At 40.6% G+C, this 14,755-nt stretch carries 8 protein-coding genes and 7 pseudogenes; 5 read left to right on the top strand and 10 right to left on the bottom strand.

The features are described from left to right. Positions 1-149: 149 nt before the first annotated feature. The 5 genes and pseudogenes from AC6IZ0_RS03865 to AC6IZ0_RS03845 form a co-directional block, all read right to left on the bottom strand. A pseudogene (locus tag AC6IZ0_RS03865) lies at positions 150-1,818 on the bottom strand (PfaD family polyunsaturated fatty acid/polyketide biosynthesis protein). Positions 1,819-1,944: 126 nt separating this feature from the next. Further along, a complete protein-coding gene (locus tag AC6IZ0_RS03860) occupies positions 1,945-2,637 on the bottom strand; it encodes a hypothetical protein (protein ID WP_497725160.1) in 693 nt (230 codons plus the stop codon). A 156-nt stretch (positions 2,638-2,793) separates the two neighbouring features. After that, positions 2,794-3,426: pseudogene (locus tag AC6IZ0_RS03855) on the bottom strand (phosphopantetheine-binding protein); the annotation flags it as partial. A 384-nt stretch (positions 3,427-3,810) separates the two neighbouring features. Continuing rightward, a pseudogene (locus tag AC6IZ0_RS03850) lies at positions 3,811-4,347 on the bottom strand (beta-ketoacyl synthase N-terminal-like domain-containing protein); the annotation flags it as partial. Between the two features lie 404 nt (positions 4,348-4,751). Then, positions 4,752-5,015, bottom strand: a complete 264-nt coding sequence (locus AC6IZ0_RS03845) for a hypothetical protein (protein WP_271734530.1) — start codon at positions 5,013-5,015, stop codon at positions 4,752-4,754. Between the two features lie 981 nt (positions 5,016-5,996). Here AC6IZ0_RS03845 and AC6IZ0_RS03840 point away from each other — a divergent pair. From AC6IZ0_RS03840 to bchB, 3 genes and pseudogenes are all read left to right on the top strand, one after another. After that, positions 5,997-6,320, top strand: coding sequence for a hypothetical protein (locus AC6IZ0_RS03840; RefSeq protein ID WP_271734528.1), 324 nt, complete (start codon positions 5,997-5,999; stop codon positions 6,318-6,320). 342 nt (positions 6,321-6,662) lie between these two features. Beyond that, a pseudogene (locus tag AC6IZ0_RS03835) lies at positions 6,663-7,073 on the top strand (ATP-binding cassette domain-containing protein); the annotation flags it as partial. A 353-nt stretch (positions 7,074-7,426) separates the two neighbouring features. Next, a pseudogene (bchB, locus tag AC6IZ0_RS03830) lies at positions 7,427-8,952 on the top strand (ferredoxin:protochlorophyllide reductase (ATP-dependent) subunit B). A 176-nt stretch (positions 8,953-9,128) separates the two neighbouring features. On the opposite strand, the pseudogene AC6IZ0_RS03825 reads toward bchB, so the two are convergent. The 3 genes and pseudogenes from AC6IZ0_RS03825 to pyrH form a co-directional block, all read right to left on the bottom strand. Beyond that, positions 9,129-10,244, bottom strand: a pseudogene (locus tag AC6IZ0_RS03825) (geranylgeranyl reductase family protein). Between the two features lie 201 nt (positions 10,245-10,445). After that, positions 10,446-10,994 (bottom strand): ribosome recycling factor, encoded by a 549-nt coding sequence (frr, locus tag AC6IZ0_RS03820; RefSeq protein WP_497725159.1) that lies wholly within the window; start codon positions 10,992-10,994, stop codon positions 10,446-10,448. Continuing rightward, entirely contained in the window at positions 10,981-11,709 is a 729-nt protein-coding gene (pyrH, locus tag AC6IZ0_RS03815; RefSeq protein ID WP_271734496.1) for a UMP kinase, read from the bottom strand. Before pyrH ends, frr begins: the two co-directional genes overlap by 14 nt. Before the next feature lie 375 nt (positions 11,710-12,084). Here pyrH and AC6IZ0_RS03810 point away from each other — a divergent pair. After that, a pseudogene (locus tag AC6IZ0_RS03810) lies at positions 12,085-12,980 on the top strand (alpha/beta fold hydrolase). A 108-nt stretch (positions 12,981-13,088) separates the two neighbouring features. Beyond that, positions 13,089-13,271 carry a hypothetical protein gene (locus tag AC6IZ0_RS03805; RefSeq protein ID WP_497725158.1) on the top strand — a complete coding sequence of 61 codons (183 nt, stop codon included), beginning with the start codon at positions 13,089-13,091 and terminating at the stop codon, positions 13,269-13,271. A 536-nt stretch (positions 13,272-13,807) separates the two neighbouring features. Here the strand turns inward: AC6IZ0_RS03805 and AC6IZ0_RS03800 are convergent. Together AC6IZ0_RS03800 and AC6IZ0_RS03795 are read right to left on the bottom strand one after the other, a co-directional pair. Continuing rightward, on the bottom strand, positions 13,808-14,074 hold the full coding sequence (locus AC6IZ0_RS03800; RefSeq protein WP_497725157.1) for a hypothetical protein: 267 nt from the start codon (positions 14,072-14,074) through the stop codon (positions 13,808-13,810). A 160-nt stretch (positions 14,075-14,234) separates the two neighbouring features. Then, positions 14,235-14,438: a hypothetical protein gene (locus tag AC6IZ0_RS03795; RefSeq protein ID WP_497725156.1), complete on the bottom strand. Its 204-nt coding sequence runs from the start codon at positions 14,436-14,438 to the stop codon at positions 14,235-14,237. Positions 14,439-14,755 lie beyond the last annotated feature (317 nt).

Genomic DNA, 14,755 nt, shown 5'->3' with positions numbered 1-14,755 from the left:
TGTATCAAATATTGTTTTACCCCACCCTAACCCTCCCCTTGTAAGGGGAGGAGACTGGATTTTATTGTTTTTTGTGTGTTCCCCAATCCTTCGGTGTTCCCTGTTCCCTAAGATAAAAATTACCTGTTGAAAACTTATCAAACAACCTCTTACGATTTACCAGAAATGACTGGATGATACTGAGTATAAGAATCGGGTATTTGTAATCCTTGAATCTTCAGATTTTGTAATCTGTATAAAAATGCTGCTCCTATCATCATATGATGGGCAACATCAACTACCTTCCGATTATTTAAATCTGCCAAGTAAGAACCTTGTATCCAGTTATTGAAGCTTCCCATGGATTGAACCGCACCAGATTTGATAATCAATTTCCCGACCTTTCTCACCAGAGTTAGACCAACGAGAAGACAATCCTAGATACCAGCGAAAAATTAGAGCCATTTTCAGCTTGGGATTGTTGGCGGCTTTGTGCAGTTTTTCGGGATTACGTTGAGATAAATAATTAACTGTTTCTTGCCAAATGCTATCTAGACTATTTCTGAAGATTTGCTTTTCTATCTTCTCTCTTTCGGTAACAGGTATATCTTCAATTGAATCATAGTTTTTGTATAAGTCAAACAGTTTTTGCGCCCGGAGAGGAAAGAGCGTTCCTCTTTTGAGAACTTGCAGTTTTACTCCCATCTCAAACATATCTGCTGCTGGAGCCATCATCACATCAGCCATATCCGCTTGGGCTAGCAATTGTTTAGTATATTCAGAAGTTCCAGCTTCAATACAGGATTGGTTAATGGAACCAGTAACGACATAAGCAGCACCCATCATAAAAGCAGCCAATACTGATTGGGGAGTCGCAATTCCTCCCGCTACTCCAATTCTGACCGGTCTTTCGTAACCATATTGGCCTTGAATTTGATCTCTTAATTCCAAAATCGATGGTAACAGACAAACTAAGGGACGATTATCTGTGTGACCACCGGAATCTGCTTCCACGGTAATATCGTCAGCCATGGGAACTTTTGCGGCTATACTTGCCTGTAATTCACTGATGAGACCTTGCTGTACTAATCTTTTAAGAATTTTCACAGGAGCAGGTTCTAAGAATTTTGTGGCCACTTCTCGGCGAGAAACTTTGGCAATGACTTTATTTTTAATTTGGATTTGATTAGCCGCATTCAAGCCTAGTCCCGCAACCCGGTAGTAGACAACGTTGTCAGTTAAATCTAAAAATGCAGATGCTTCTATTGTTCTGACTTGATATTTCAAATACAAATCAATTGTACCACGTTCAAGAGTAGGTTCACTGGGACTATGAAGTAAGTTAAAAGCGTAAATTCCTTCGGGTAGGGCTTGCTGAATACGCTTGATGGCTGCTTCCACACGGTCAGGAGAGAGACCACCAGCACCAAATGAACTTAAAATTTTCTCCTTACCAAGAGCTATTACTAATTGTTCAGAAGCAATACCATGAGCCATGGAACCAGTAGCATAGGCATATTTAACATTATGGAAATCTATAAAGTTGGGATCTCCTAACTGTTGAATATGTATAGGTGGAACGGACATCAACATTTCTTGTCCAGTTTTACCATTAGGATAATGAATTAATTCTCCTTGATTAGTAACACCAATTTTATCTTCTACTCTGATAATGTAACAAGGTTTAGCTAAGTTAATTAGTTTAGCTCTTATGCCATTACCATCAAAAGATATTGTATTTATATCACCATGCCATGCTTGACGGTTACTCACAAAAAAATTAGATGTTTTTAACAGTGAATTTCCGCGTTTATGACTGAGTACATTTTTGTTAAACATGACGTTTTTAGGGTGTTATTTGTTAGGCATTATGAGGAGCAATTGTCGGCATAATTTTTAATTGCTTAAGAAACAATGGGGTATGGCTTTGTTATCATCATGAAATACTTTCGTGAATTAATGACTTTATGCGTTAAATATTTTCTGGTATAGATTTAGTTGTTGCTGGATTATGACGCTGATTTGATGTAGTGATTGTTGTCGTATTTCTAATACATTGCTGTGGTTTTGTGCCATGTGAAAAGCATTATATATCAGCTTCTGATACTGAGGATTGCGTAAATTATCTAGCTGTTGTTTATCAACTGTATGATCATTTTTGCAGTCTCTTTCTTCCACAATAAAAATCTCATCTTCTTGAGGTGAAATAGTATGACCTACTCCGACATTGTGTGATAGCTTGGGTAGCGAAGCCTTAAAGTTAACTGACAAGTCAGGGCTTGGTCTATCCTTCAATAATACACTAGAAGCTTTATCATCCCCGGCGATTAAGTTGCTCATAAATCTCTTTTCCTCAGCTAATACTGAATTTTTATTCAGAGAATATGTGGGTCTGGCTTGACTAAATTCCAGTAATTCATACTGCTGACTGGGAGGACTAATTGATGGGTTATAAAATTTTTCTGGGAATATTTCCTGCTTATTCTTACCCAGAAATATGTCATCAGTTTTCTGGCTACCCAAGGTGATGTTTTGATCTAGTATTTGATTGTGATTCAAGCTACGGTCTGAGAGAGAATACAGTGGCGACAAATCCATGTCCACTCTATGACTCAATAGCTTTGCTAATACTCTGATAATAGAAATATGATCATTCATAAATACTTTGTTCAAAACTATCTAAACCCTGGCAGTTACCACCCAAATAGCAATCCATGCCCACAATCGCTATTTTTGGTATTTGATTCTGTGTTGGTTTTCCCATCACCCAAATACTAAAAATGTTATTTAATTTTTATTGATGGTGGGCGTTGCTATAGTCCTGATGTACTCGGCTATTTGGGCCAGAGTCCGTAGCTGTGCCAGTTCCTCTAGATTGGGCCTGGGTAAATCGGGGTATATTTCTAATAATGCTCCCAAAATCTCCACCCGTTTGATGGAATCAATCCCTAAATCTGCTTCAATGTCCATGGACATCTCTAACATTTCACTGGGGTAGCCTGTTTGATCACTGACAATGGTGAGCAGGGTGGGCTGCAGGGTAGCTGGATCAATATCTACGGGTGGTGTGGCTACTATGGTTGCAGTGGGATTCTGCCGGGTGGCAATTATATCTGTAACTGGTATGGTTTGATGATGTGCACCCTGACCATTACCGTTACCACTACCGTTAGTTGTCACCGTCTGTAATTCAGTCGCCACAGCCGATACGGCTGTTACTGGTATGGGCCGCTCTTCTCCGTATACCGGAGTATTCAAACTGTGTTGAATCCTGTCATCACAGGTTGGTAGTTGATGTTGCTGGACTAACTGGAAAAAGTTATGAGTATATTCTTGCTGATACTTCAGATATTGCTCATGAATGCGGAGGCTGTCAGCTTGATGATCGTGAAACCGCATCATGCTACGTTCTAAACTGGAGATGGCTAGTTGCTGGGTTTCGGGTTGTTTCTCAATGAATTGACCATTTCCCCAGAGGATATGCTGTTGTTGCATCAGCCCGAAAAAGCTGTTCGTGTATTCTGTTTGATGCCGCAAAGATTGTTCATGAACCTGCAATATTTGACGTTGATGGCGATTTAGTTGGATGAGAGTATACTCTAAGTTGTCTATAGCCCTTTGGTAATTCACAAATGTTTCTAAATTGGTTGGTGTAGAGTTGCTATCCTGTTGGTCTGATTGGCTGTTGTTCATAGATTTGGCAATACCATTCACTGCTACCTTGTTTGTAGGTGTGGTTTTCTGACCCGAATCCTCAGAAGTAAAAAGGTTTGGTGTTTCTGAGTGATTTTTGTTAACTGGGGTTGAGTTACCATTGCTCATTTTTTCCTAAATGGGATACTGCATTCTACAACTGAGTGGTAATGCTAATTGTCTACCCAGGGCTGCACCTAACACTACACCGGTGCGATCGCGAAGTCTATCGTAGATATGACGATTTCCAGATTCACCATGGCCAGCATCTTCTATGACAGATTTGTCCACCAGCAACCCTAACAACTGGGAAATATCTGTGACTTCTAAGATGTTGGGTGGTAGCCCAAATTCCATGGGATTAAAGTCAACTTCTCGGAGAAATCCGCCCCGTTTACGGTAGGTTTTGTCACGTGTTCTGGGTTTAGGGTCATAATAATCATCTATGCTCCAACGCGAAGCTCGAACATCAGTAATACAATCTACTTTGTGAATAATGTTTTCCCAATATTCCTGTAAGTTTTTGGCTTGGGGGAATATAAAAGCCATGCTGATGATGGCAATTGGGGTCTGTTGCCGTTTTGTGTTAATTTCCCTAGGGTTTAACGATACATTTGTCACCATTATTTTCTTCCCCTGTATGATCTGAAGCAGAAAATTTTCACAATTGCTGATATCTTATTGCAACTGTTGTAATTGAGCTTCAATTGTAGAAGCAGTAATGAATTCACGGTCACTATTTTGCTTGTCAAATTTAGATAGGTTCAGAGTTTTACTGTGTCAATGAGAGAGTTGAGAATAATCTATGCTCCACAAGGTTATTCTGGAAACATCAACAGCAGATATATGGAAGTTTGCCATAGGTGTGTGGAATAGTTGAATCTCGAAACCTCAGCCTCATGCACATCGATTAATTTGCTAATTACAGTTATATTAGGATGTTTGATTCTTGATCGCAACTCCTATGCAACTCCATATGTCTAACATAGATGAAACACCCTGTTAAGCCGGATGATATCAGCGGAGCAATTTCTTGGTCACATGGTTGTGCTTAGACATGATTAACTTGATTAACTTGATCAATAATTGTTTTCTGAATCCCCATGATTATCTTCTTTTTTCTTCATTGCCTTTTTCTGATTAGCAGCTAATAGTTTCTGCTCTAGCTCACTAATACTAATACCAAGCTCAGAAGCCGTTTTATTTTTCCACTCTTCTAGTTCAAAATCATGGTGATTTAGCCATTCATGCACCGCTAGTCGTGCCATTTCAGCTTTGCGAAGAGTTTGGCGAGCGGCATGAAAAATTAGCCTCTGATTATCAAAACTTGGTAAGGAGAGCATGAATCTCTGTAATCTCATTTTGTCTATGCTCTTGGAAGGGCAGTAAGTATGAACTCAATAATTATTTAATGTCTGACTTACTAGTATGTCATACGGTAAGGTTTTATTGGTATCAATTGCATATAAATTGCATAGATGAGACTTTTCGTATTTGTTGCCAAGGGGTTTTGAAGTTTATTTTCTAATTGGACTGTTGTATCCTACTATAAATCTATGTGTCAAAAATATTAACTTTAGATACTTAATTTATCTAAGATTTTTTACATCTGCCTAAAGATTGATTAAAATTGAAATCATTATTTTCAATATATGGACTATTGTCACAAAGTTCACCAGTCTAATATAGACATTAGTACCTCATGAGTGAATGAGTACAAACCTGAGAAATAACTAGACTAAGATTGGGTAGAATCTCCCCTATACATCAATTTTAATTTATTTGCACTACATCTATCCTGGGGAACATCGCTATGCTTCTAAAGCTTGATTATATTTACTTTCTAATTGCCATAAATGTTGTATAGTTCATTTATTTATGCTGATTATTAATGTTATTTCTATTCCTAGGTAAATTTATTTACTAATCAATTATTTATATCTCATTAAGAATATAAATAATTGATTATGTAGCATTTTTATCTGATGAAATAAGATTTTAATACTTGCTTAATTTCCATAACGTATTTACATATTATCTCTGTGCCAAATTGCCATTTTTTCATTTTAAAATTTATTTTCAAATATGTTGCTTATGGGTTGCAATTGAGGATCAAGATGTTTATGGTAGGTGATATAAAGGCTAATCAAATGCTGTTGAATTGCCAATCTGAGAAATACAGAGACATACAATTACTTGATGGTCTCCTATCTCTCTTCAGGGAAATTCACGTGCTCACACAATGCACTTGCATATCATTAAACCGTGCTGCATTAAGTATTGTACATCATTAGACGGACACGAAACTATAAAGGATTGCTGGCATGAGACTATCTGAGTTAGATCCACTCATACCGCTAATTGAGTTAAGAGAAGAACTTCTAAAATTGCCCAAGGGCTACTCGTTTTATGAACAAGAAATAATAGATTTCCTATCTAGACGAAGATGGCCTGAAAGTAATCGTCGTATTGATCGAACAACTTTTTGGCGATGGAGGACTGATAATAAGATTCAGCATCAAAAACTATTCAGCCGATTGGATGTTTTGAAACTATGCAAAATTTGCGACCATTACCGGATAGATGGAACACGGAGTGAATACTTAGCAATTTTGAAAAACGAACAAGCCGCAGTGATTAACAAGTAAGAATGTCTGAAGCTTTATTAAAAGCGGATGCTGCTCATGTATTCCATAGTTTTACCGGGATTATCCACAAGCAGACCGGATATACGACGACTGTCGTATATCTTCACCAACAAAAGATATCAACAACTTCTAGATATCTCTAACTGAGAAAAAAAGTGATTATGGTACCCAAGCAAAAGCACTTATTTACAAAACCTGTAAGAGGATGTTTGATAAGTTTTCAACAGGTAACTTTTATCTTAGGGAACAGGGAACACACCGAACACGGTATGGCTAACGCCACGCTATCCCTATCGACTTCGCTCACCGACCACACATAAAATCCAGTAGTTATGGTAGGGAACTGCTGTTGCTGCTTTAGGACGTTTAGAGCCTCAAGGTGAAGTAGTCCGTTTATCTGCTCCTAATTCTCAAACTGGGGTGCGGATAGGAAAACTCTTGGTTAAGCAAGGGGGTTGAGTGTCTCAAGGACAGGTGGTGGTAATTCTTGACAATTATCACCCTCGACTTGCAGCTTTAGAAAAAGCGCAAAAACAAGTTGTAGTTGCTCAAGCTGTTGTCCATCAGGTAAAAGCGGGAGCAAAAGCCGGAGACATCTCTGCAAGACAAGCTACAATTGCTCGTCTAGAAGCACAGTTGCGTAATGCACAGATCCATGGTGTGAAATTGGGATATCGAGTCAATTACTATCCATCCAATCTTTCAGGAGGACAAAAGCAACGGGTAGCGATCGCCCGGGCTTGTGGTGTGTAATCCGACTTATGAATAGGTGTCAAATATAAGTCGCCCACAGTCATATTTTTCCCTAGGGAGTAAATACAGGTATTCTCTTCTCAAAATTATTGGGAACAATTTAATCATCAACATAATTAACAAAAATTGATAAAAATATTTATCAATTCGTTAAGAGTTATTTAATTCAACAATAGGAATACCAGTAAAAACAGAGGCTAGATGCCAATCACTAAGAGGGTTTGAGCTATTAACGACCTGCCCAAGCAGCCAAAATTACTATTTCTCACTAACTCCAAAGTTTTGAGACAATCAGAAGCGATTTAATCATCATGCACTCATAATTATTTGAGTAGAAAAGGGAGAACACAGTCATGAAATTGGCTTACTGGATGTATGCAGGACCTGCCCACATTGGCACTCTGCGGGTCGCTAGTTCATTTAAAAACGTTCATGCGATTATGCACGCCCCATTAGGCGATGATTACTTTAACGTCATGCGATCCATGTTATCGCGGGAGAAAAACTTCACCCCGGTGACCACCAGTGTAGTTGACCGCAACGTTTTAGCAAGGGGTTCTCAAGAAAAGGTAGTAGATAACATCACCCGCAAAGATGCCGAAGAACACCCAGATTTAATTGTGTTAACTCCCACCTGCACCTCTAGCATCCTACAAGAAGACCTGCACAATTTTGTCGAGCGGGCGCAGCTGGAGGCTAAAGGAGACGTGATGCTAGCGGATGTCAACCACTACCGTTTCAACGAACTACAAGCCGCCGATCGCACCCTGCACCAAATCGTGCAATACTACATTGAAAAAGCCAGGAAGCGGGGCGAATTACCCCAAGGGAAAACCACAAAACCATCTGTTAACATCATTGGTAATTCTACTCTTGGTTTCCATAATAACCACGACTGTACGGAACTGAAGCGGTTAATGGCGGATTTGGGAATCGAAGTCAATACGATCATTCCCGAAGGTGCTGCGGTTCATGACTTGAAAAAACTGCCCCAAGCCTGGTTTAACCTGGTTCCTTATCGGGAATTGGGTTTAGCCACTGCTACTTACCTAGAACAAGAATTTGGAACGCCTTATGTAGACATCACCCCTATGGGGGTAGTAGAAACTGCTCGGTGTATTCGCAAGATTCAGCAGGTGATTAACGCCCAGGGTGCGGAGGTAGACTACGAAGACTTTATCAATGAACAAACTCTCCATGTGTCTCAGGCGCTTGGTTCTCCCGTTCTATTGACTGTCAAAATTTGACTGGTAAAAAAGCTGTGGTATTTGGTGATAATACCCACGCCGCGGGAATCACGAAGATTTTAGCGCGGGAAATGGGGATTCACGTTGTCTGGGCGGGAACCTACTGTAAATATGATGCTGAGTGGTTCCGGGAACAGGTGAGTGAATATTGTGATGAAGTGTTGATTAGCGACGACCATGGGGAAATTGGTGATGCGATCGCCCGTGTCGAACCCGCAGCGATTTTTGGGACACAAATGGAACGCCACGTTGGTAAACGCTTAGATATTCCTTGTGGTGTAATTGCGTCACCCATACACGTGCAGAACTTCCCCATCGGTTACAAACCATTTTTAGGTTACGAAGGTACAAATCAAATTACAGATTTAATTTACAACTCCTTCACCTTGGGAATGGAAGACCACCTGTTAGAAATATTTGGGGGACACGATACCAAAGAAGTAATCACCAAAGGAATTTCAGCCGCATCTGACCTCAACTGGACCAAGGACGGTCAAGCAGAACTAAACAAAATTCCCGGATTTGTCCGTGGTAAAGTCAAGCGCAACACGGAGAAATTTGCCCGTGATCGCGGCTTAAAAGAGATAAACGCCGAAGTCCTTTACGCAGCTAAAGAAGCTGTAGGCGCTTAGTCAAAATCCTGTTAAACACAACATCTTCATTGTCCCTTTCCGGTGGGGAGAGGGACTCCATGAAATCGCCAATACCCGACCCCCACATCTGACGCAATAAACCTCTGCGTCCCTTTGCGTTAAAAATCATCTCCCGGCGATATACTTAAATTCAGCAATACAGAATGTTCTATAGCTTACAAACCACGAATTAAACGTTTCAAGGCGCGTCCAGTAACCTCACTGTAGTGTACTTCACCACAGAAAAGCTGACCCATAACTTTCGCACTAGATGGGTGCTTAACTCCCACTTTGTAAGCGATACCAGGAAAACGATAGAATGCACCTCCTAGTTTTTGCGCCCAAGCCATCTCACTACCCCATTGTTCGTTCATGGCGGCGCTGTATTGCTCTAAAGCGTTAATGTCACCAGAAAGTGCTTGATCAATTGACACCGCAGCGAGTAAACCGCTAAAAATAGAGGGGCGAATACCTTCTGCTGTCATGGGGTCAACGACACAAGCCGCTTCCCCAGCTAAAATTGCGTTTTGGGTATGTAGCTTTTGATGACCATTCCACGAACAAATGGGATGACCATATTGCTGACTAGTCTTAATATCTAGATCAAAGGATTGGGCGTATTCGTCCAAAATTTTCTTAAAGTTTTGTCTTTGACCGCCCATAAATGTCCCTACGCCAATTGAATAACCATCAGCTTTGGGGAAATTCCAGATATAACCGTTTTTAACCAAACCAAACTCAAGGTGAGCAGTGGATTGATTGACCACATTAGCAGGAACTTCTGCTTCTAAAGCTGCTGCTAAAACACGTTTCCTGTCTTTGAAGCCTAACCATTTAGCCATGGTTCCCTTTGCACCATCAACCGCAATTAAGTAACGACCTGTAACCGGCCCATTATTCGTGTTAACTTGCCAATAGTCATTTTTAAATTCAAGTCCTGTAGCCCCATTATGATCACTTAGTCTAGCCCCTTGTTTCTGTGCTTGCTGCACTAAGAAATAATCAAAAATATCACGTCTTACCATCCAGATTGGTTCTTTGGTGACGATTTTTACTTCTACAGGGTCGCCCATTTTCCAAGTGAAGCGCAGAGAGTCTACTTTTACCGAAATTGCTGGGCTAAAGTCAAAGTCAAACCATTGCGCAATGGCTGGTGAGACACCACCACCACAGGGCTTATACCTAGGTAGCGATTCCTTTTCCAAAAGTAACACTGAGTGTCCTTTCTTGGCTAAATGATATGCTGCCGTGGCACCAGCTCGTCAAGCACCCACGATGATAGTGTCGTACATAATAGCTGAATTTTTACCCTCGAATTAGTAAATTGTGGATTTTATCTCTATTTATCTGTGTCAAGTGATATTTTCCCCATAGCTAGAGAAAACGCTATTAACATCCTTATTTGGCATACATAAAGGCTGAAGAATGTTTCTTCAGCCTTTAAATTTGATAATACTCTAGTCTAGGAGCAATTGCTTAACAGCCATAGCTTCCTAGAGAGTTGTAATGTCTTTTTCTTTTTCTACCAGCAACTCATCTATTTTGGCAGTGTATTTATTTGTGAGCTTTTGCAGTTTATCTTGTTGGTCTTTTGATTCATCTTCAGAGATTTCTGCAGCTTTTTCCTGCTTGCGAATAGAGTCTTGGACATCACGACGGATATTGCGGATGGCTACGCGACCATCTTCAGCATACTTAGCAGCCATTTTGACTAATTCTTTCCGGCGATCGCTTGTTAACGGTGGAATGTTGAGCCTAATTACAGAACCGTCATTACTGGGTGTTAAACCGACATCAGAGAGAGCAATTCCTTTCTCAACTAGGTTTAAGCTGCTTTTATCGTAAGGCTGAATCAAGATAGTTGTGGCATCGGGAGTGCTAATATTTGCCAGTGATTTCAAGGGTGTAGGTGAACCATAGTAGTCCACCAAGACCTTATCTAGTAAACTCGCATTGGCGCGGCCAGTGCGAATAGTGTTAAAAGCTCGTTGAGTCGCCTCAACGGTTTTTTGCATCGTACTCTCAGCTTCAGATAATTTCACAAGAACCTCCCACAAGGGTACCGATAGATTCTCCCAAAACGGCTCGGTGGATGTTACCTCGCACCGTTAAATCAAAAACCAGAATTGGGATATTGTTTTCTTTACACAAGGCGATCGCAGTACTATCCATTACGCGCAAATCTTTAGCTAAGACGTGGGCGTAAGTAAGACTGGTGTAACGCTTGGCGTTAGAATATAGATTTGGGTCAGCATCGTAAATTCCGTCTACCTTAGTGGCCTTAAAAATCACCTCGGCATCAATTTCTGCGGCTCTTAAAGCTGCAGTGGTGTCAGTGGTAAAGAAAGGATTTCCTGAACCAGCACCAAAAATTACCACCCGCCCTTTTTCTAGATGGCGGATAGCGCGACGACGGATATACGGTTCCGCTAATTCTTGCATAGCGATCGCGGTTTGTACCCGCGTCTGTACCCCCATACGTTCTAACGAATCTTGTAGCGTCATGGCATTCATTACCGTGGCAATCATTCCTATGTAGTCAGCGGTGGCCCTGTCCATTCCTGCCGACGCAGCTTTAACACCACGAAAAATATTACCGCCGCCTACGACGATGGCGATTTGAACCCCAGTGGCTACTACCTCTGCTACTTCCTCGGCTATTTCTTTGACCACTTCAGGGTCAATACCATAGCCCATATTGCCCATTAAGGCTTCACCGCTTAGTTTAAGTAAAACCCGTCGGTAATTTGTTCCCATGAAGTTACGCTTATCAAAAAAAGTTGCAATTGCCTCCAATTTAAGATAGCAGTAGAGTGACTATATATGTCTAGTTAGGCCAAATCAGTACCTCGGATGGTTTTTTCTCCACAGGCGGAAATTCTCCACTTACATAGCTGCTGTTAACTAACCTGCTGCGAGCTATGCAGGACAGAAAACGGCAAGATTAGGAAATGTGAAGTATTATAACAATAATATCGAAATTCGCAAAAAACATCACCAGGTAATCCGTAGGAATCCCCTGGCTTTAGACATGGGGCTAAGTTGCGGGGAAATTTATCAAGCCTCCGGCACGCTTCAGGTGAGCGATACGCCGTCCCCCTTATATCTTTCTTTAATATTTACAAATTCCTGATGACAACTTCCACAACCACATTTACCTCAAGTAAAACTTGGACTTGGCAAGGTTTCCCCATCTGCTATCAAACTCTAGGAACTCATGGCCCCGCAGTTGTTCTCGTCCATGGCTTTGGAGCTTCATGGTGGCACTGGCGGAAAAATATCCCTGTGCTAGCAGAAAATTGTCGCGTTTATGCCATTGATTTGATTGGCTTTGGTGGTTCGGCTAAACCTGAACCAGGGGGAGAAATCACCTACACCCTCGAAACGTGGGGACAGCAATTAGCCGACTTTTGCCGCCAAGTTGTGGGTGAATCTGCCTTTTTAGTCGGAAATTCCATTGGCTGTATTGTGGTATTACAAGCAGCAGTTAGTAACCCAGATATAGCTTTAGGAGTATCCCTAATCAATTGTTCTTTAAGATTGTTACACGATCGCAAGCGGGCAACACTACCCTGGTCACGTCGCTTCGGCGCACCAATTCTCCAAAAAATATTATCTATCAAACCAGTTGGTAAGTTTTTTTTCAATCAAGTTGCTAAACCGAAAACAGTACGCAAGATTTTGCTCCAAGCCTATGCTAATGCAGAGATAGTTACAGATGAGTTGGTGGATATTCTCACCGCACCAGCAAAAGACCCAGGCGCTGTAGCGGTGTTTCTCGCCTTTACTGCTTATTCTACAGGGCCTTTACCAGAAGACCTTTTGCCCCTGCTCCCTTGTCCTGCTATTATCTTGTGGGGGACGGCAGACCCTGGGAACCAGTAGATTTAGGTAGGGAATTAGCTAACTATCCACAAGTGCTTAAGTTTATCGCCCTGGAAGGGGTGGGACATTGCCCCCAAGATGAAGCACCTGAGTTAGTCAATCCGATTTTACTCCATTGGATGGGCGAGCGATCGCCCGTATAAAAAACGAAGACCGCGCGGTCTTCGTTTCCTCAAACTTGTGGAGGTAGCCTTTTCACATAAGTGGTATGAGTCTTTGCTTACCTCCTCATGCACAGTTGAAACTAGCAAATGACCCAGTTGGTGGACTTTGCCAACTTAGAAAAAGCCACGGCGACCACCGAAACCCCAGCCTCTGTAGCCTCGGAAGCCAGGGACTCCGAAGCCTCCGAAGCCACGGCCAGCACCGAAGCCAGGGACTCCGAAGCCTCCGAAGCCACGGCCAGCACCGTAACCCCAGCCTCTGTAGCCTAATCCTCCGACGAAACCGAAACCGCCAGAAACATCCTGTTGTTCTTCTGCGGATAAATCCATCAACAAATTAGATGGGAGGTCTTTAACTGACATAATTTTCCCTCAAATTCGTTTGTATGTGGTACACACTTCCGTAACAAGAAATATGAGAGTGTAGTACCTTGTTTTTCATTTTTAAACCAATTTTATAGTCATTAAATTATCCCCAAGTTATAAAAAATAATCTCAAATAATATATCTATTGGTTAATCTATAAGCACTTAATTTTACTCTATTATCTGCGCAAAAATATGAATTAAAAATAACGGCTATAACGAAAAATTACCATTAATTTGATATTAGAATAAGACAGAATTATCAACCTTTTTTTCATGGAAAAAAGGTTGTGAATATTCCTCTTCTGTTTTAGAGAAGAGGAAACTTATAACAACTTTAAAGGTAATAGTGACAGATAGACTTACGCCCCCAGGTATATCAAGGGATTACTCATCCATAGTTGAAAATCCCAAATCCCAAATGGTATTATTCCAGGTGATTTAATGTTTCGCAAACATCCTCTTTTGAGTCTTACTGGAAGAACCCGTCAAAAGAACCACCACCACCACCACCAGTAGGTGGTCCAGCAACAAAGCCAAAAATGCGAACGGGGATACGTTGACCACGAGAATCAATAAGAGTACCAACGACGGTAATATCAGGTCTAGTCGGTCACCCAATTGTAGTTGTTGACCCGCAGATATAAGTTCTTGTGAATCTGGGGATAAATCCACCAATAAATCAGGTTGAGTTATTTTTTCTGACATAATTTATTCCCTCAATCTCGCAGATATACCAGATATATTTTAGGTAGGTAGCACCTATCATGGGTGCTACCAAATTACAGATCAGGTTTGGTGTTGTACCTTCAAATATCTGTAATACAAGACTATTTTCCAAGTAGAAATCATGGTAATACTTTAGTCTTTATTTAACGACTTCAAGAATACCAGTTAAGCGAATGGGAATACGGCGAACACGTTTCCTGGGTCGTTCATCAAAGCTATCTTCTTCGGGAAATTGAGTGTCAAATTGGTTCATTTGTTCTTCAGATTGTCCACCAGCTAAAAGCTCTTGTTGTTCTACAGATAAATCTTCAAACAGGTTTGATAGGGTAATTTTGTTTGACATAATTTTGTACCTCAATTAATGGCTTTAGGTGTGTAATTACCTATGTTTTTATTATTGGGCATAATCGATTTATTTAAATGTCCCTTAAGTTATAAAAATCTCATTAATTTTTATCTCTATAGACTCATGTAAATTGTCTTAATTTATCTTTATTTATGATGCTATAATTTGTTTATTAGTATATTTATATATACAAAAAAATCCCAGATAAAAAACATATGAGGATGTATTCAATATATAATTAAAAAAGGTTGGCAGCTAAATTTAACCATTTACAAAAATAGCCAACCCAGACCAACACGTATATATTAACAGTT

Source organism: Anabaenopsis sp. NIES-4685 (assembly GCF_059725405.1).
The sequence above is the reverse complement of the archived record's forward strand: the minus strand, read 5'-3'. Positions and strand labels throughout refer to the sequence as shown.

Bases quoted from the DNA above. Each gene is read 5' to 3' on its own strand.
- AC6IZ0_RS03845 (WP_271734530.1), bottom strand. From the start codon at position 5,015: ATGCTCTCCTTACCAAGTTTTGATAATCAGAGGCTAATTTTTCATGCC.
- AC6IZ0_RS03805 (WP_497725158.1), top strand. From the start codon at position 13,089: ATGACCCAGTTGGTGGACTTTGCCAACTTAGAAAAAGCCACGGCGACC.
- AC6IZ0_RS03795 (WP_497725156.1), bottom strand. From the start codon at position 14,438: ATGTCAAACAAAATTACCCTATCAAACCTGTTTGAAGATTTATCTGTA.
- AC6IZ0_RS03840 (WP_271734528.1), top strand. From the start codon at position 5,997: ATGAGACTATCTGAGTTAGATCCACTCATACCGCTAATTGAGTTAAGA.
- AC6IZ0_RS03860 (WP_497725160.1), bottom strand. From the start codon at position 2,637: ATGAATGATCATATTTCTATTATCAGAGTATTAGCAAAGCTATTGAGT.
- AC6IZ0_RS03800 (WP_497725157.1), bottom strand. From the start codon at position 14,074: ATGTCAGAAAAAATAACTCAACCTGATTTATTGGTGGATTTATCCCCA.
- pyrH (WP_271734496.1), bottom strand. From the start codon at position 11,709: ATGGGAACAAATTACCGACGGGTTTTACTTAAACTAAGCGGTGAAGCC.